General features: G+C 71.2%; 7 protein-coding genes and 1 pseudogene. 4 read left to right on the top strand and 4 right to left on the bottom strand.

Annotation, left to right across the window (positions count from 1 at the left end; translation table 11 throughout):
* Window positions 1–79: 79 nt before the first annotated feature.
* Window positions 80–538, bottom strand: coding sequence for an SRPBCC family protein (locus tag QFZ75_RS37135; RefSeq protein ID WP_307543821.1), 459 nt, complete (start codon window positions 536–538; stop codon window positions 80–82).
* A 169-nt stretch (window positions 539–707) separates the two neighbouring features.
* Between QFZ75_RS37135 and QFZ75_RS37130 the strand changes: the two genes are divergently transcribed.
* The 3 genes and pseudogenes from QFZ75_RS37130 (at window position 708) to QFZ75_RS37120 (ending at window position 6,228) form a co-directional block, all read left to right on the top strand.
* Complete coding sequence (locus QFZ75_RS37130) at window positions 708–1,760, top strand: YihY/virulence factor BrkB family protein (protein ID WP_307543820.1); 1,053 nt, start codon at window positions 708–710, stop codon at window positions 1,758–1,760.
* 328 nt (window positions 1,761–2,088) lie between these two features.
* Complete coding sequence (locus tag QFZ75_RS37125; protein WP_307543819.1) at window positions 2,089–4,635, top strand: discoidin domain-containing protein; 2,547 nt, start codon at window positions 2,089–2,091, stop codon at window positions 4,633–4,635.
* A gap of 146 nt (window positions 4,636–4,781) precedes the next feature.
* Window positions 4,782–6,228, top strand: a pseudogene (locus QFZ75_RS37120) (glyceraldehyde-3-phosphate dehydrogenase).
* An 83-nt stretch (window positions 6,229–6,311) separates the two neighbouring features.
* Here the strand turns inward: QFZ75_RS37120 and QFZ75_RS37115 are convergent.
* From QFZ75_RS37115 to QFZ75_RS37105, 3 genes are all read right to left on the bottom strand, one after another.
* The gene (locus QFZ75_RS37115) at window positions 6,312–9,569 is read right to left on the bottom strand and encodes a family 78 glycoside hydrolase catalytic domain (protein ID WP_307543818.1); all 3,258 of its coding nucleotides are present in this window, start codon (window positions 9,567–9,569) and stop codon (window positions 6,312–6,314) included.
* Window positions 9,570–9,606: 37 nt separating this feature from the next.
* Window positions 9,607–13,014, bottom strand: coding sequence for a glycosylhydrolase-like jelly roll fold domain-containing protein (locus QFZ75_RS37110; RefSeq protein ID WP_307543817.1), 3,408 nt, complete (start codon window positions 13,012–13,014; stop codon window positions 9,607–9,609).
* A gap of 177 nt (window positions 13,015–13,191) precedes the next feature.
* Window positions 13,192–15,744, bottom strand: a complete 2,553-nt coding sequence (locus QFZ75_RS37105) for a beta-L-arabinofuranosidase domain-containing protein (protein WP_373466080.1) — start codon at window positions 15,742–15,744, stop codon at window positions 13,192–13,194.
* Between the two features lie 490 nt (window positions 15,745–16,234).
* Here QFZ75_RS37105 and QFZ75_RS37100 point away from each other — a divergent pair, with 490 nt between their 5' ends.
* A complete protein-coding gene (locus tag QFZ75_RS37100; protein WP_307543815.1) occupies window positions 16,235–17,047 on the top strand; it encodes an SAM-dependent methyltransferase in 813 nt (270 codons plus the stop codon).
* The last annotated feature ends 143 nt before the right edge of the window (window positions 17,048–17,190 follow it).

Raw genomic sequence — 17,190 nt, 5'->3', positions numbered from 1 at the left:
GTGGCGTCGTCGCGCCCCGCGGGGGTGGCGGCCCGGTCGGCCGGCCCAGGATCAGCCGGCCCGGATCAACCGGGCTGGATCAGCCGGGCTGGATACGGCCCCGCCAGGAGCCGGACGCGCCCCCGTGCTGCTCGATGTACTCCTTGAAGCGGCGCATGTCGCCCTTGATGCGGCGGTCGATCGTTCCCGTCAGGTCGCCCGCCTTCTCCACCACCCCGGTCGGCTCGACGTCCATCACGAGCTGGACCCGCGTGTGTGTCTCGTCCAGGCGCTGGAAGCTGACCGTGCCCTTCTGCTTGGTGTCACCGCTGGTGCTGCGCCAGGTGATCCGCTCGTCGGGGAACTGGTCGACGATCTCGGTGTCGAACTCCCGCTTGACCCCGGCGATCTTCGTGGTCCAGTGGTTGTGACGCTCGTCGAGCTGCTTGATCTCCTCGACCCCCTCCATGAAGTTCGGGAACTCCTCGAACTGGGTCCACTGGTTGTAGGCGACGCTGACCGGAACGTCGACCTCGACCGATTCCTTGACCGTGCTCATCAGAGTGACTCCTCTCTACAGAGCGGCCACGGAGCGGGCATTGCGCTCCGTGGATCTCGTCTCGCCGCGGCGGGTACCCGATGTGCGCCCGCCTACGACTCTCCCGCCCACAACTCTCGGGAGTGGCCGATCGGCGCATGGGTGGAACGGGTCGGGATACCCGTCCGCCATGGCAAGGACATCGAAATCCGATCAGGACGACGTCACCGCGCCGGGACCCGGACAGCACCGGCCCCAGGACCCGGGACGGACGACCGAGCAGATCGACGAACAGGCACCGGACAAGCCCACCGAGCTGCCCAAGCGCTCCTGGATGGCCGTGCTCAAAGGCACGGTCAAGGAGTTCCAGGACGACGAGCTCGCCGACCGCGCCGCGTCCCTCACGTACTACGGGATCCTCTCGCTGTTCCCGGCGCTGCTGCTGCTGGTGTCGCTGCTCGGCGTCGCGGGGAAGTCGGCGACCCAGGAGGTCCTGGACAACCTCAAGAAGCTGGCTCCCGGGTCGGCCCGGGACATCATCAGCGACGCGGTGACGCAGCTCCAGGGCCGTGGCGGCATCGGCTCGATCATGGCCGTGGTCAGTATCGTCCTTGCCGTGTGGTCGGCCTCCGGTTACGTGGCGGCCTTCATCCGCTCCGCCAACGCCGTCTACGACATGCCCGAGGGGCGCCCGGTCTGGAAAGTGCTGCCCATCCGGGTGGGCGTGACCGTCGTACTCCTCGTCCTGGCGGTCTTCAGCGCGCTGATCGTGGTGTTCACCGGCGGTCTGGCCCGTGAGGTCAGCGGGGCGCTGGGGATCGGCGACACCGCGCTGACGGTGTGGTCGATCGCGAAGTGGCCGGTGCTCGTCGTGCTGGTCACGATCATGATCGCGCTGCTCTACTGGGCGACTCCGAACGTGAAGGGCCGCGGCTTCAAGTGGATCACCCCGGGGAGTGTGCTGGCCCTGGTGATCTGGCTGATCGCCTCGGCCGGCTTCGCCTTCTACGTGGCGAACTTCGGCTCGTACAACAAGACGTACGGCACGCTCGCCGGTGTCATCATCTTCCTGATCTGGCTGTGGATCAGCAACATCGCGATCCTGCTGGGCCTCGAGTTCGACTCCGAGATGGCCCGGCAGCGTGCCATCGCGGGCGGTCTGCCGGAGATGGAGGAGCCCTACCTCCCGCCCCGGGACACCCGCGCCTGGACCGAGTCGGAACAGCGCCGCGTCGGGGAATGAGACCGCGTCCCGCCCGTACCGCCCGCCCGCCCGACCACTGCCCCGACCGCCCCGCACCGGCCGCCGACCTCGCGTCGGCGGCCGGTCCCGTTCGCCAGGGGTGCGGCCCCCTTTTTCGGGTCCCTTCCCGGCCGTAGGAGCGGCTCCGTTCGCGGAAACGTTCCGGCTTCTCGTGAAGAAGTGTTGTCCGACGGGTTGCCGAGCAGTTGATTCATTACTTAAATCAACACCTGAACTAAGCGTCACCGTACTGGTTTTGAGTTCCTCCAGCTCGCTCCGCACCCCTGCGTACCCTCCCCACCCCTCCACACCCGCACGGAGTCAACGTATGAGACTCAGATCCCTGGGGATCGCGCTCGCCACAGCGGCCGCGCTCGTGACCCTCCCCACCCAACTGCCGGCCGCCGCGGCCGACGCACCGCTCTCCCAAGGCAAGACGGCCACCTCCTCCTCCGAGGAGAACGCCGGGACCCTCGCGGCCGGCGCCGTCGACGGCGACACCGCGACCCGGTGGTCGTCCGGCCGGACCGACGCCCAGTGGCTCCAGGTCGACCTCGGGGCCTCGGCCACCCTCAGCAAGGTCGTCCTCAACTGGGAGGCGGCCTACGGCAAGGCGTACAAGATCCAGGTCTCCGACAACGGCAGCTCCTGGACCGACGTCAAGTCCGTCACCGGCAGCGACGGCGGCACCGACACGCTCGACGTCTCCGGCCAGGGCCGCTACGTCCGTATGCAGGGCGTCACCCGGGCCACCGAATACGGCTACTCCCTCTGGGAGTTCCAGGTCTTCGGCACCTCCGGCAACCCCCCGGCCGCCGCCTGCTCGACCGCCAACGCCGCCAAGGGCAAGCCCGCCACCGCCTCCTCCACGGAGAACGCCGGCACGCCCGCCGCGAGCGCCTTCGACGGCGACACGGGCACCCGCTGGTCCAGCCAGGCGTCCGACCCCCAGTGGGTGCGGGTGGACCTCGGCTCGGTCCAGGACATCTGCAAGGTCGACCTGAACTGGGAGGCCGCCTACGGCAAGGACTTCACCGTCCAGGCTTCGGCGAACGGCCAGGACTGGACCACCCTGAAGTCCGTCACGAACGGCACCGGCGGCACCGCCTCCTACGACGTCAGCGGCTCGGGCCGCTACGTACGGGTCAACGGCACCGCCCGCGGCACCGGCTACGGCTACTCCCTGTGGGAGGTCGCGGTGCACACCGGCACCGGCGGCGGCACCCCGCCCGTCGAGGGCGGCGGCGACCTCGGTCCCAACGTCATCGTCGTGGACCCGAACACCCCGAATCTGCAGGGCAAGTTCGACCAGGTCTTCGCCCAGCAGGAGTCCAACCAGTTCGGCTCGGGCCGCTACCAGTTCCTGATGAAGCCGGGCACGTACAACGGCATCAACGCGCAACTGGGCTTCTACACCTCGATCTCCGGGCTCGGGCTCAACCCCGACGACGTGAAGATCAACGGCGACATCACCGTGGACGCGGGCTGGTTCAACGGCAACGCCACCCAGAACTTCTGGCGTTCGGCGGAGAACCTGTCGCTCAAGCCCGTCAACGGCACGGACCGCTGGGCGGTCGCGCAGGCCGCGCCGTTCCGCCGCATCCACGTCGAGGGCGGCCTCAACCTCGCCCCGGCGGGCTACGGCTGGGCCTCCGGCGGCTACATCGCCGACTCGAAGATCGACGGCACGGTCGGTCCGTACTCGCAGCAGCAGTGGTACACCCGCGACAGCTCGGTCGGCGGCTGGACCAACGGCGTGTGGAACATGACGTTCTCCGGTGTGCAGGGCGCCCCGGCGACGAACTTCGACACCGGCCCGTACACCACGCTCGACACCACGCCGGTCTCCCGCGAGAAGCCGTTCCTCTACCTGGACGGCAACGACTACAAGGTGTTCGTGCCCGGCAAGCGGACGAACGCCCGGGGCGTGTCCTGGCCGGCGAACGCGGGCGGCACCTCGCTCCCGCTCAGCCAGTTCTACGTCGTCAAGCCCGGCGCGACCGCCGCGACCATCAACGCGGCGCTGGCTCAGGGCCTCAATCTCCTGTTCACGCCCGGGGTCTACCACCTCGACCAGACCATCAACGTGAACCGCGCCAACACCGTCGTCCTCGGGCTCGGTCTGGCCACGATCGTCCCCGACAACGGCGTCGACGCCATGCACGTGGGTGACGTCGACGGCGTCAGGCTGGCCGGCTTCCTGATCGACGCCGGTGCCACCAGGTCCGACACGCTGCTGCAGGTCGGAGGGAGCGGCTCGGCGGCCGACCACGCCGCCAACCCGACCACCGTGCAGGACGTGTTCGTCCGGATCGGCGGGGCCGGACCCGGCCTGGCCACCCACTCGATGGTCGTCAACAGTGACGACGTCATCGTCGACCACACCTGGATCTGGCGCGCCGACCACGGCGAAGGCGTCGGCTGGGAGACCAACCGGGCCGACTACGGGCTGGAGGTCAACGGCGACGACGTCCTCACCACGGGCCTGTTCGTCGAACACTTCAACAAGTACGACGTGGTCTGGAGCGGCGAACACGGAAAGACGATCTTCTTCCAGAACGAGAAGGCCTACGACGTACCGAACGCCGCCGCCGTCACCCATGACGGCATCGTCGGGTACGCCGCCTACAAGGTCGCCGACAGCGTCAGCACCCATGAGGCCTGGGGCCTGGGCAGCTACTGCAACTTCACGAGCGACTCGACGATCGTGCAGCACCACGGCTTCCAGGTGCCGGTCAAGCCGGGCGTCAAACTGCACAGCATCCAGGTCATCTCCCTGGGCGGGAAGGGACAGTACGCCCACGTCGTCAACGACACGGGCGCGCCGACCTCGGGGTCGGACACCATTCCCTCGAAGGTCACGAGCTTCCCGTGACAGCCGGCTGAGCGGCACCCATTAGCTGGGCAGTACCTGTGGCCCGCCCCTGCGGCGGGCCACAGGCATGAGGTGCCGGGCCGCGTTCAGGACGAGATCACGGACGGTTTATCATATGAGCACCGCCTAGCTCGAAAGATAAACCTGTGACTGTCAATGACGACGCGTTCACCAGTTGGAAGCACCGCGAGGAGATCGCGGAGTCGATGATCCCGATCATCGGGAAGCTGCACCGCGAGCGGGACGTCACCGTCCTGCTGCACAGCCGCTCCTTGGTGAACAAGTCGGTGGTCAGCATCCTGAAGACCCACCGGTTCGCCCGGCAGATCGCCGGTGAGGAGCTCTCGGTCACCGAGACCCTGCCCTACCTGCGGGCCCTGACCACGCTCGACCTCGGTCCCGCCCAGATCGACATCGGGATGCTCGCCGCCACCCATCGCGGCGACGACCGCGGTCTGACGGTCGAGGCCTTCACCGCGGAGGCCGTCGCCGGCGCCACGGGCGCCGGCAGGACCGAGAGCCGCGAGGGGCGCGATGTCGTCCTGTACGGCTTCGGCCGCATCGGCCGTCTCGTCGCCCGCCTGCTCATCGAGAAGGCGGGTTCCGGCAACGGTCTGCGGCTGCGCGCCGTCGTCGTGCGGCGGGGGAGGGGACCAGGACATCGTCAAGCGGGCCTCGCTGCTGCGCCGCGACTCGATCCACGGCCAGTTCCAGGGCACGATCACCGTGGACGAGGCGAGCAGCACGATCGTCGCCAACGGCAACGCGATCAAGGTGATCTACGCGAACGACCCGTCGGAGGTCGACTACACGGCGTACGGCATCAAGGACGCCCTCCTCATCGACAACACCGGCAGGTGGCGCGACCGCGAGGGGCTGTCGCAGCATCTGCGTCCCGGGATCGACAAGGTCGTGCTGACCGCTCCCGGCAAGGGCGACGTCCCCAACATCGTGCACGGCGTCAACCACGACACGATCAAGCCGGACGAGCAGATCCTGTCCTGCGCGTCCTGCACGACCAACGCGATCGTCCCGCCGCTGAAGGCGATGGCCGACGAGTACGGCGTCCTGCGCGGACACGTGGAGACCGTCCACTCGTTCACCAACGACCAGAACCTGCTGGACAACTACCACAAGGCGGACCGGCGTGGCCGTTCGGCGCCGCTCAACATGGTGATCACCGAGACGGGCGCCGCCTCCGCCGTGGCCAAGGCGCTGCCCGACCTCGACGCGCCGATCACCGGCAGCTCGATCCGGGTGCCCGTGCCGGACGTGTCGATCGCCATCCTCAGCCTGCGGCTCGGGCGCGAGACGACCCGCGAGGAGGTCCTGGACCACCTGCGGGAGGTGTCTCTGACGTCCCCGCTGAAGCGGCAGATCGACTTCACCACCGCCCCCGACGCGGTCTCCAGCGACTTCATCGGTTCCCGCCACGCCTCGATCGTCGACGCCGGAGCCACCAAGGTCGACGGCGACAACGCGATCCTCTACCTCTGGTACGACAACGAGTTCGGCTACTCCTGCCAGGTCGTCCGGGTCGTCCAGTACGTGTCCGGGGTCGAGTACCCGACCTATCCGGCGCCCGCGGTCTGATCCGGGCGGCACCGCACCACGACGGGTGCGCACCCCGGTGGCCGGGGTGCGCGCCCGTCGTGGTGTTCCGGGAGGGCGCCCGGCTACGGGGCGGTCGAGCGGAAGGTCCAGCTGCCGGAGCCGACCTCGTACACCGCCTCGTCCCCCGCGGTGCGCACGGGGTGTGCCCCGGCGGGTGCCGTGGCCTTCCCGCCGAACAGGGGGACGTGCACCTCCGCCGTGCTGCCCGCGGGCACGTCCACGGTGAGGCGGAACCGGCCGCCGTCCCGCTTCCACCCGGTCCGCGCGACTCCGTACGGCGTGCGGTACGAGCCGGACGCCGAGGTCAGGTCGCCCTCGACGGCGGGGTCGACGAGCAGTTCGGCGTAGCCGACCGAGTCGGCGGTCTGCCCGATGCCCGCGACGCGGGTGGTGAACCAGGAGTCGACGGCGCCGAGCATGAAGTGGTTCTGCGACTGGCCGGGTCCGCCGTCCCAGGACTCGCCGAGCGTGGTGTTGCCGGCGCGCACCTGGTAGCCGTAGCTGGGGCTGGTGGTCTGCGTGGCGATCGAGTGGACGATGTCGTCGCGGCCGTTGACGGACAGGACGCGGAACGCGGCCGGCAGGGAGATCTCGCCGAGCGTCAGGTGGTACCCGGCGTCCTTCACGGCGGTGGTGAAGTGGGTGAGCAGGCGGTCCTTCTCCCCCGCCGGGTACGCGCCCATGTCGAGGGCGAGGGCCTCGGCGCCCTGGCCACCGCCGCCGAAGGTGCCGGTGGCGGAGTCGTAGTACTTCGCGGCGAGGGCTGTCGCGCTCGCGTCGGCCTTCGCCCGGTACGTGTCGGCCGCTTCCTGGTCACCGAGGACGGCGGCCGTCGCGCTCAGGGCGTCGAGAACACGCCAGTAGCCGTAGGTGCCGGCGACGGCCCGCGGGAAGGTGCGGTCCGGGGTGAACCAGTCGCCGAGCCCGTAGTCGAGGATCCCGCCGGACACCTGGGTGCCGAGGAAGTCGGCGTACCGCCGCATGCGCGGGTAGTACGTGGCCATCGTGTCCCGGTCGCCGTAGGTCGTGTAGAGCTGCCAGGGGACGAGGACGAACGCGCCGCCCCAGTTGGAGTCGTTGCGGTAGGCGCCGGGCAGGCTGGTGTACTCGGGCACGGTGCTGGGGATCAGCCCGTCCGTGGTCTGCGCGTCGGCCATGTCGCGCACGATCTTGCGCAGGTAGGAGCGCATGTCGTAGTTGCCGGCGAGCGCCGGGAAGACGAGCTGGTTCTGCTCCAGCCAGCCCAGTTTCTCCCGGCTGGGGCAGTCGGTGAGGACGCTCATCATGTTGCCCTCGACGGACCGCCGGATCAGTGAGTGGATGTCGTTGACGAGCGGGTCGGAGCTCTCGAAGTCACCGGCCGAGGTGTTGTCGGTGCGCAGCACCTTGCCGCGTACGGTCACCTTCGCGCCCTCGGGCACACCCCTGAGTTCCAGGTAGCGGAAGCCGTGGTAGCTGAAGCGCGGGTGCCAGGTCTCGGTGCGGGCGCCGCGGGTGGTGTAGCTGTCCCAGAGGGGTCCGCCGACGTTGCTGATGGACTGGAAGGCGTGGCCGTCCTTGAGGCTCTCGGCCGGGTAGACGCGGACGGGCGTGCCGGCGGGCGCGCTGACGGTGATCTCCGGCCAGCCGGCGATGTTGCGTCCGAGGTCGAACACCCGGCTGTTCGGAGCCCCTTCGACCTCCTTGCCCTTGAGCGTCTCGACGACCCTGATGGGTTCGGTCTCGCGGGCGCTGAGCACGGCCGGCTTCTCCGCGCCACCGGGAGCGGCCACCGTGACGGCCTCGGTCCAGCCGCGGCGGTCGCCGCCCGGCTCGTCCCAGTGCGCGATCTCGCGGCGGGCGTCGTAGTCCTCGCCGCCGTACCAGTTGGAGGAGGTGGTGGGTCCCAGGGTGGTGCGCCAGTCGTCGCCGCTCGTGACGGTGCGCACGCTGCCGTCGGCCAGGGTCACCTCCAGCCGGGCGATCAGCTTGGGGTCGCTCAGGTTGCCGTACAGCTTGCGGTAGCGGTCGGCGGTGCTCACGACGTTGGACATGCCGTTGCCGAGGGCGGCCCCGAGGGTGTTGGCGCCGGCGCGCAGCCGGTCGGTGACGTCGTAGGTGGCGTACTGGACGCGTTCGGCGTAGTCGGTGTTGGCGGGTTCCAGGACGGCGTCGCCCACGGGTTCGCCGTTGAGTGTGGCGTCGTAGATGCCGAGGCCGCCGATGTACAGGCGGGCGCTGCGCACCTTCCCGGGGAGCTTGAAGTCGTCGGTGAGCAGGGGCAGTCCGGCCGGGAGGTACGGCTCGGGGGCCTTCTGTCCGTCGACGCGGGCGAGGGTGGTGAACGGGCCGGTGGCGCTGTCGCCGCCCGACAGGGCGTAGTCCACGGGAAAGTTCGGGACGCGGCCGTCCGCGGTCAGGACGTCGGCGCGCGGGTACAGCGCCACCTGGTCGAAGGTCTTGGCCGACTTGAGGTCGAGGGTCACGACCACGGGTGTGCCGGAGACGTCGGCGCCGGTGTGGGCCGCGCTCGCGTAGCCGGCGGCGGTCTGCAGCGCGCTGTTGGGCAGGCCGTCGGCGGCCAGGGCCGGCTCCCAGGTCTTGCGCAGGGTGTTGGTCTCGGAGGCCGTCACTGCGGCGCCGCGGGCCAGGCCCTCGGTGGAGGTGGCGGAGTCGCGGACGTCGATCTCGCCGAGCTGGACGCGCCAGGTGCGGTCGGGGAAGTTCTCCTCCAGCGGCAGCCCCAGTTTCGTGACGTCCAGCCGCACGTAACGGGCCGTCGTGCGGGGGACCTCGACGACGACCGGCTCGGCGGTGCGCCCGCTCAGCCGCCAGTCCGGGTGGGTGATCCAGTCGGCGTCCCAGTCGGACTGCCGGGTCAGGCCGGTCTCGAAGACGGCGGTGCCGCTCCAGCCCGAGTCACGCGGCCCGTGCGACGACCAGAGCATGACCCGCCAGTACACGCGGTCGCGGGAGCCGAGCTCCTTCCCCGCGTACGTGGTCCGCGGGACCGTCGAGCGGACCTTGCCCGAGTCCCACAGGTCGGGCCTGCCGCGTCGCAGCAGGTCCGGCGAGCTCGCCGCCTGGACGCGGTAGGCGCTCTGCCGGGTGTCCGCGGCGCGGGCCGCGGTCTCCCAGCTCAGGTCGGGCGTGGTGTCGTCGATGCCGAGGGCCTGGCTCAGGTGCTGGGTGCGCAGCCGGTCCGGGCTGATGGTGGCGGTGGTGGTGGCGTCGGCGGTGACGGCGCCGGCCAGCACGGTGGCGAACGCGGTCAGCCCGGCGAGGAGGACCGGCACGGGGCGCCGATGTCTGCTGCGGGGACGCGGACGGGATCCGGGCATGAGTGCTCCAGGGAGTGCGTGCGGGAGGGGTCCGGGGTCAGTCGCGGGTGAGGTCGACGGTGAGGTGCCGCCGGAAGCGCAGGGTCACCGGTCCGAGCAGGCCGGACGGCAGCGGCTTGTTGCGCTCGTTGGAGAGCGTGTTGGCGACCCGGACGGCGAGGGAGTTGCGGCCGGCCCTGACCAGGGAGGTGATGTCGACGGTCCACGGCGCCCACAGCAGCGGCGGCAGTGCGGTGCCGTTGACAGTCACGGCGGCCACGTCACGGACGTCCCCGAGGTCGAGGAGCACACGGCGCCCGTCCAGCCGGGCGCGCTCGACATCGATGTCGGTGGTGTAGGTGCCGCTGCCGGAGAAGAGCCGGTCGTGGTCGGTCCAGCTGCCCAGGGGCCCGGTGACCGGGGTGGCCCCGTCACGCTCCAGGGTGAGGGTCCAGTCGCCGGTCACGGTGACGGGTTCGAGCGCGTCGCCGGTACGGACGGTGCCGCGGTAGGTGTGCGAGCCGTCGGTGCCGGTGAACCGGTGGCTGCCGGGCGCCGAGGCCTCCACCGTCGCCCGCAGGTTCCGGCCGTGCCGCTCGACCGCGAGGACGGGCAGCGGCGAGGCCGTCAGGTGCGGGACGGTCCGGCCGTCATGGCGCACGACGACGATCCGGGTCTGGTACGGCTCCAGGGTCAGGGGCAGCTGGACGCCGTTCTTGACGTCGCGGTGCACGGGAGCGGTGCCGGTGCCGCCCGTGACGGGGTCCCAGAGCTCGGGGACCCCGGTGGCCGGGAGGGTCACCGAGGTATCGATGTGCTCGCCGCCCTCGTTGTTGACGAGGAAGGCGGTGTCCTCGCCGCGGTGGACGCGCAGGACCCGTACCGCGTCCTGCGGGGTCTCCAGCACGGCTGCGGCGGCCCCGGCCTCGTGGGCCGCGGCCCGCAGGCCCGCCGGGTCGGTGACGCGCACGGTGTGCCCCCGGCCGGTGGACCGGCGCCCGGGCATCCGCTCACCGAACAGGTCGGTCAGGGCCCGTGTGAGGGACCGGTCCCGGTGGCCGGCCTCCTCCTCGGCGAGGGCGCCGACGGCCACGACGGTGCCGCCGGCCCGCGCGAACTCGGCGAGGGTGCGCACGGTGGCCACGTCCAGGGTGGGCGTCACGGGCACGACCACCAGGTCGTAGCGGGCCTCGCCCACGGCCAGCCGGCCGCCGCGGACGTCACCACGGGCCAGCAGGTCGGGGTCGCCGCTGAGGGCGCCCTCGTGGACGAGGTCGAAGTCGACCTGGGCGCGCTCCAGGGCGTAGGCGGCGTCGGTGAGCGCGCCGTCGACCTCGCCCTGCCGGTCGGTGCCGGTCCACTGCTCGGCGGCGCGCTGCGGCTGCAGGAGCGCGGTACGGGCGCCCGAGGTGCCGCGGCCCGCCTCCATCACCCGGCCGATCCACTCGGCGAGCGGCCGCATCGCCCACCACCAGGGGGCGCGCGGGCCGAACGGCGGCGGGAAGTAGACGCGGGTCTCGTCGGTCCACAGGGCGTGCAGGACGGTCAGGTTGACGCCCCGGGCGGCCTGCGCGCCGACGGTGGTGTGCACGAAGCCGGGCGTGACCTGCCAGCCCATGTTGCCGAACATCTCCAGCAGGGCCCGCTCCCGGCCCATCTGGTGCGCGACGGACACGGGGTTGCGGGGGATCATGGTCTGCTCGCCGGCCACGTACTCGGCGGTGATGATGTCGCCGCCGGGCACGTGCGCCCACTGGTTGACCTTGTGCAGGTCGCCGGTGGAGGGGATGCGCTTGGCGGGGGACGTCTCGTCGTAGAGCGGGTTGGTGATCAGGGCGACGTCGCGCTGCTCGTACCAGCGGGCCTGCTTCCGGAAGGCGCGGGCGAAGCGGTTGGACACGGCCTGCCAGTAGCGGCCTCGGGCGATCCGGCCGTCGCGGCCCAGGTCGTCGAAGGCCGAGGCGTAGGCGACGCCGGGTTCGACGTCCACCGCGCGCAGTGCCTGGTCGAGCGTAGGCGACCAGGGCAGGCGCTTGAAGTGCGCCTCGGCCGAGGCGAAGAACGGCTCGTCGTCCCAGAAGCCGGGCACGACCGTGCCGAAGTAGCGGCGGAAGCGGCGGTGGTACTCGCCGGGGACGATGTCGAGGAACAGTTCGACGGGCTCGTCGTCGAGCAGGTCGACGTAACTGCGGCTGTAGCCCTGGGTGTCGTCGACGAGCGGGGCTCCGCCGAACAGGTCGATCTGCCAGCGGCCCGCCGGGACCTGCCAGGTGTGCTTGCCGCCCAGCCGGGCGGTCAGGTCGACGACCTCGGTCGCGTCACCGGTGCCCACGGGCCTGGCCGCGGCCGCGGCGGCGGTGGCGCCGGTGGCGAGGCGGGCGCGCTCGGGGAAGTCCCCCGCGTCGGCCGGGTCGTCGAACGTCGTGGTGTGCAGCGAGGCGCCGTCGGCCCCCGTGACGGTGAGGCCGTCCCACAGGGAGCGCTGGTCGGCCACGGCCCGTACGCCGGCTCCGCCGGTCGCGTACCGGTCGTCGTCGACGGTGCCCTTGTCCCTGCCGTCGAGGGTGACGGACAGCGTGGCTCCGCGGACCGTGACGGCCACCGTGTGGAACTTGGTCTTGTTGAAGCCGTCGGTGCGGGTGCTGCGCAGCAGTTCGGCGGGCTCCGCACCGCGCGCGAGACGCAGGACGGTGACGACGCCGGTCTGGTCGAAGGTGACGGCGTACCCGTCCAGTCCGTCGGAGGAGGCCCGCACGACGAGGCCCGCCGCGGTGTGCTCGGCCTTCGCGCTGCCGGTGACGACGTAGTCCGCCCATCCGTCGCCGCCGCGCAGCACGGCGACGCCGTCGAGCACCGCCGCGTCGGCGACCAGTTGCCCGGCCGCCACGCCCACTCCGCTGCTGCGGCGCAGGTCGACGGTGGCGGGCCCCTCGATGACGGTGGTCGAGCGCCACAGTGCCTTCAGGCGCAGGTCGGGGCGCGGCTCGTAGGTCCGGGAGCCGACCGTGCCGCCCTTGACGATGTACTCGCCCGCACGGCCGCTGGGGAAGTGGTCGTCGTTGAACAGCCACACCCGCATGCCGGTGCGTTCGGCGGTGCGCAGGACGTGTCCGACGATGTCGAACCACTCCTCGGTGAAGAACACCGGCTGCATCTCGGCGTTGTCGAACGAGAAGAGGATGACCTCGTACATACCCTTGTCCCGCAGGTCGGCCAGCTGCCGGTCCACGAGTTCGGGGGTGACGGGCCCGTTCCAGTACCAGTAGACGGTCGGCCTGCTGTCCTTCCGGGGATCGGCGAAGTCCCGGGCGGAGAAGGTGTGTTCACTGCTACTGGTCGCTCCGTCCGCGCCGGTGGCCGCGCCCTGTGCGGCATGGGCGGTCGCGGGGACTCCGACCGCGAGGATGGTGCTCGCGGCACCGGCCGCGGCGACGAAGCGGCGTCTGGACAGGTCGTCGTGAGACATGGTTGAACTCCTGCGTGGACGGCGGGCGCCGGGACGTCCGCCGGACGGAACGGTGTACGGGGTGGTGCGGATGTCGGGTACGAGGTGCGGGACGGCACGGTGTACGGGGTCGGTGTGTGGAGCGGTGCGGGGTGCGGCGGGGAGCCGGTCCGCGGCGGAGCGCCGCGGGCCGGTGGGTCAGCCGGCTGCCAGACGCGTCGTCTCGGCCGCGCTCAGGGCCCGGTTGTACAGGCGGAAGTCACGGACCGCGCCGTGCAGGTACGGGTGGGTGGTGTTCTGCGAGCGGCCCAGGTAGTTGCGGGTGCTCGCGCCGAGCAGGAGCGGGCTCGCCACCATGGCGTCGTTGCGGCCGGCCTCGACGCCGTCGAGGTAGAGGACGCCGGTGCCGCCGCCGAGGGTGAGGGCCACGTGGACCCACCGGCCCGTGGGCAGCGGGCCGGCGGCGTCGACGACGTCCTCGGCCTCCATGCCCGCGATCTTCAGGGCGGCGCGGGCCCGCCGGGCACCGGTGGTCGCCGCGAGGAACAGATACGTGTCCTTGTGGTATCCGAGGTCGAAGACACGGGCGGACGAGGCCAGGGTGTCCACCCGGACCCGGACGCTGACGGTCAACTCGTCGAGTCCGCCCGGCAGTCCGGCCGGCAGGGCGAGGTGGCCGCCCTGCCCGTCCAGCGACACGAACCGCGTGCCGTCGGCCCCGGCCCAGGTGGCGCCCCCCGTGAGGGCGGCGTCGGGGAAGGTGCGGGTGCGGTCGGCCGCCGAGGTGCCCGTCCCCTCGTCGAGGGGGTAGCGGGCGACGTCCCGTTCGCGGGTGGGGCGTGGCCGCACGGCCCAGTAGACGTTGTAGTGCTGGTGGTGCACTTCGTGGAACGGCCGCAGTGACACCCGGCGGCCGTCGGCGACCGCGGTGAAGGCCGTCGCGCGGGTGCCGGAGGCCGGGCGCAGCGTGTCCGGGCGGATCGACGGGAGCGTGGCGAGCGGGGTGTCGCCGTACTCCCCGGCGAGGACCAGCGGCCCGTACGACAGCGACTTGACCTGCGGGTTGTCGGGTGCGGCCTGCCAGACGGGCCGTCGCGGCAGTACGAGGTCCACGGTGTCGCCGGTGCGCCAGTGCCGCTCCACGGCGGCGTACGTGCCCGGCTCCACCCGGACCGGGAGGTGCCGGCCGTTGACGTGGAGGCGGGCCGTTCCCCCGGCGTCCGCCACCCAGGCGGGGACGCGCATCCTCAGGGTGAAGCGGACGTCGCCCTTCGTGACGGTGAGGCGGGTGCGGTCTGCCGTCGGGTGGTCCGTGTCCTGACGGAGCGTCACTCCCGTCTCGCGCCAGTGCAGTTCGGAGGGGATGAAGAGGTTGACGTACAGCGAAGGACGCCGGGTGCCGCGGGCGCCGGGGGTGTCGCGCGTCCGGAAGTAGATGCTGTCGGCGAACTTGGTGTGCGTCTCCAGGCCGGATCCGTGGTCGCAGGAGAAGTTGTCGTAGTCCCCGCTGTAGCTGCCGGGCGCCGAGCCGAGGCCGCCCTTGGGCTGCCGCTCCGAGCCCGCCCGCAGTCCCGTGTAGTAGGTGACGAAACCGTGCTCGGAGCCGGGGTCCTGCTCGCCCAGCATCTGGTTGTAGAGGGTCCACTCGTAGTGGTCCATGTAGGCGGCGCGGGACGGCCGGTGCAGGAAGAGGTGACGGCCGAGCTTGAGCATGTTGTAGCTGTTGCAGTTCTCGCAGGTCACCTCCGACAGCCGGCTCGCGATCTCGCCGGGCGGGCCGAACAGTTCCTGGTCGGAGTTGCCGCCGATGGCGTACGAGTGGTGCTGGACGACCGTCGTCCAGAAGTGCTCGGCGATGTCGAGGTAGCGCCGCTCCCCCGTGGCCTCGTAACCCGGTACCGTTCCCACGATCTTGGCGATCTCGGTGTTCGCGTGACGGCCCGCGAGTTCGTCCCGGCCGGCGGCCAGCGGGGCGTACAGCTCCTCGTGGTCGAAGCGCCGGGCGGTGCGCAGGTGCGTCTCGTCGCCGGTCACCAGGTGGAGGCGGGCGAGCACGTCGTTCATGCCGCCGAACTCCACCTTCAGCACCGTCTGCATCAGTTCGCGGGACAGCGGTGCGGTGCGGGCGTCCACCCAGGCGGCCATCTCCAGCAGCACGGCCAGCGCCTGCTCGTCACCGGCGAGGTCGTACTGGTCGAGCAGCCCCGCCATGATCTTGTGCAGGGTGTAGTACGGGGCCCACGGCCTGCCGCCTGCTTCGAGCCGGTCGAAGACGGACTCGGGGAACGCCGACAGGTATCCGCGGTGGTGACCGGCGGCAGGGGCCGCCCGCTGGCACTCGGCCAGCGCCGACACCAGGGAGCGGGACTTGACCGCGTAGGCGTCGTCGCCGGTGCCGGCGTACGCCTGCGCCAGCGCACTGAGCAGGTGTCCGGTGGTGTGGCCGCGCAGCTGGACGTCCGGCGCCTCCCAGCCGCCGCAGGGTTCGGCGGCGGAGGGCAGGCCCGCGTTCAGCCGGAAGGTGTGCAGCAGCCGGTCGGCGTCGACGAAGAGCAGGTACGCGCAGGTGCGCCGCATGTTGGCGAGGAAGGGGCTCTCCAGCAGCCGGACGTCGGCCGGCCGGAAGGGGGCGAGGGCCGGACGCGCACCGGGCGCCCCGGCGGCGGCCTTCTGCGGGACGGCGGTCGCGGCGGCGGGACGGGCGGGGTGTGTCGCGCGGTGCTGGCAAGGCGCCGTGCTCCTTCCGGGCAGGGGGAGTACCTCCGGCAGGGGACCGGAGTTCCGACAGAAAGCAGACACACAGCGGACGAAGAACAGAGAGTGGTGAACTCCAGCGACTTGAATCGTTTTACATCGTCCGCGGGAGACGGTAGGTGTGCACACCACGAGCGTCAAGAGTTCGCGCACGACGGGCAGTTGTCAGGACAGTTCAGCATCAATACGCTTTTCTACGGGACTTGAATGCGCCGGATCCAGGGGCGTCCCACGAGAAATGGTGGATGTCGCCCCTGACGCGCATTCCTTGAGCACCATCATTCGAAGAGCGTTTTGAATCGTTCAAAGTGATCATGAACGACACTCCGGCCCGTCCTGCCGGATGTCATGGGCGGGGTGGGCCGGATTTGCGGGACGTCGTGATCAACAAGCGGCAGAATGGCGGGAACGACGGTTCGAGGCCGCCTCGGCGGCCGCAGGCGTCCGGGACACGCACGCCGTGCCGCGGGCGCGGGAGAGGGAAGACATGAGCGAGCACCAGACCCCGTCCAGCGGTCCGGGGAGGCTCAACACCGGGGTGGCGCACAACGCCCGGGTCTGGAACTACTGGATCGGCGGGAAGGACAACTACGAGGTCGACCAGGCCGTCGGCGACCAGGTCGCCGGGATGTTCCCCGTCATCCGCGACGTGGCCCGCGCGGACCGCGAGTTCCTCGGGTGGGTGGTCCGCCATCTCGTCGAGGAGCGGGGGGTCCGCCAGTTCCTGGACATCGGCACGGGTCTGCCAACGCTGGACAACACGCACGAGATAGCGCAGCGCTCCGCGCCCGACGCGCGCATCGTCTACGTCGACAACGACCCGATCGTGCTCGCCCACGCGCGGACCCTGCTGACCAGCACGCCCGAGGGCGCCACCGACTACATCGACGCCGACGTCCACCGCCCCGAGACCATCGTCGAGCGGGCCTCGGCGACCCTGGACCTCGACCGGCCCGTCGCGGTGATGATGCTGGGCATCCTCAACTTCGTCCTCGACACCGAGCAGGCCCGGGACATCGTGCGGAAGGTCCTGACGGCGGTGCCGTCCGGCAGCTACCTGGTCCTCACGCACCCCACCACCGACGCCGACCTCGGCGGCGAGGGCAACGTCGGGGCGATGGAGTTCTGGAACGAGAACGCCACCCCGCCGATCACCGCCCGCAGCCGCGCCGAGGTCGCCGCCTTCTTCGACGGGCTGGAGTTCCTCGAGCCGGGTCTCGTCTCCTGCGCCCACTGGCACCCCGGCACGGACGCGCCGACGACGGTTCCGCAGTTCGGCGCGGTGGCCGTGAAGCCCTGACCGGCCGGCCCGGCAGCCCGGTGCCCCGTCGGAGCTGCGGCGGGGGACCGGGGCCTCCCGCCGGCAGGCCGACGCCGCCGGTCCGCGGGGCACGGGCGGTCCCGAGTGGCGGGGGCGAACGCGGGGCGTGAGGATGCATTCGC

It is taken from the genome of Streptomyces sp. V3I8 (genome assembly GCF_030817535.1).
Lineage (GTDB): Bacteria > Actinomycetota > Actinomycetes > Streptomycetales > Streptomycetaceae > Streptomyces.
Note: the sequence above shows the minus strand (reverse complement) of the source record. Positions and strands in the feature narration are given on the sequence as shown.

What these genes read in the sequence shown, in the direction of transcription:
- QFZ75_RS37135 (WP_307543821.1), bottom strand. Translation starts at nt 538, where the DNA reads ATGAGCACGGTCAAGGAATCGGTCGAGGTCGACGTTCCGGTCAGCGTC.
- QFZ75_RS37130 (WP_307543820.1), top strand. Translation starts at nt 708, where the DNA reads ATGGCAAGGACATCGAAATCCGATCAGGACGACGTCACCGCGCCGGGA.
- QFZ75_RS37125 (WP_307543819.1), top strand. Translation starts at nt 2,089, where the DNA reads ATGAGACTCAGATCCCTGGGGATCGCGCTCGCCACAGCGGCCGCGCTC.
- QFZ75_RS37115 (WP_307543818.1), bottom strand. Translation starts at nt 9,569, where the DNA reads ATGCCCGGATCCCGTCCGCGTCCCCGCAGCAGACATCGGCGCCCCGTG.
- QFZ75_RS37110 (WP_307543817.1), bottom strand. Translation starts at nt 13,014, where the DNA reads ATGTCTCACGACGACCTGTCCAGACGCCGCTTCGTCGCCGCGGCCGGT.
- QFZ75_RS37100 (WP_307543815.1), top strand. Translation starts at nt 16,235, where the DNA reads ATGAGCGAGCACCAGACCCCGTCCAGCGGTCCGGGGAGGCTCAACACC.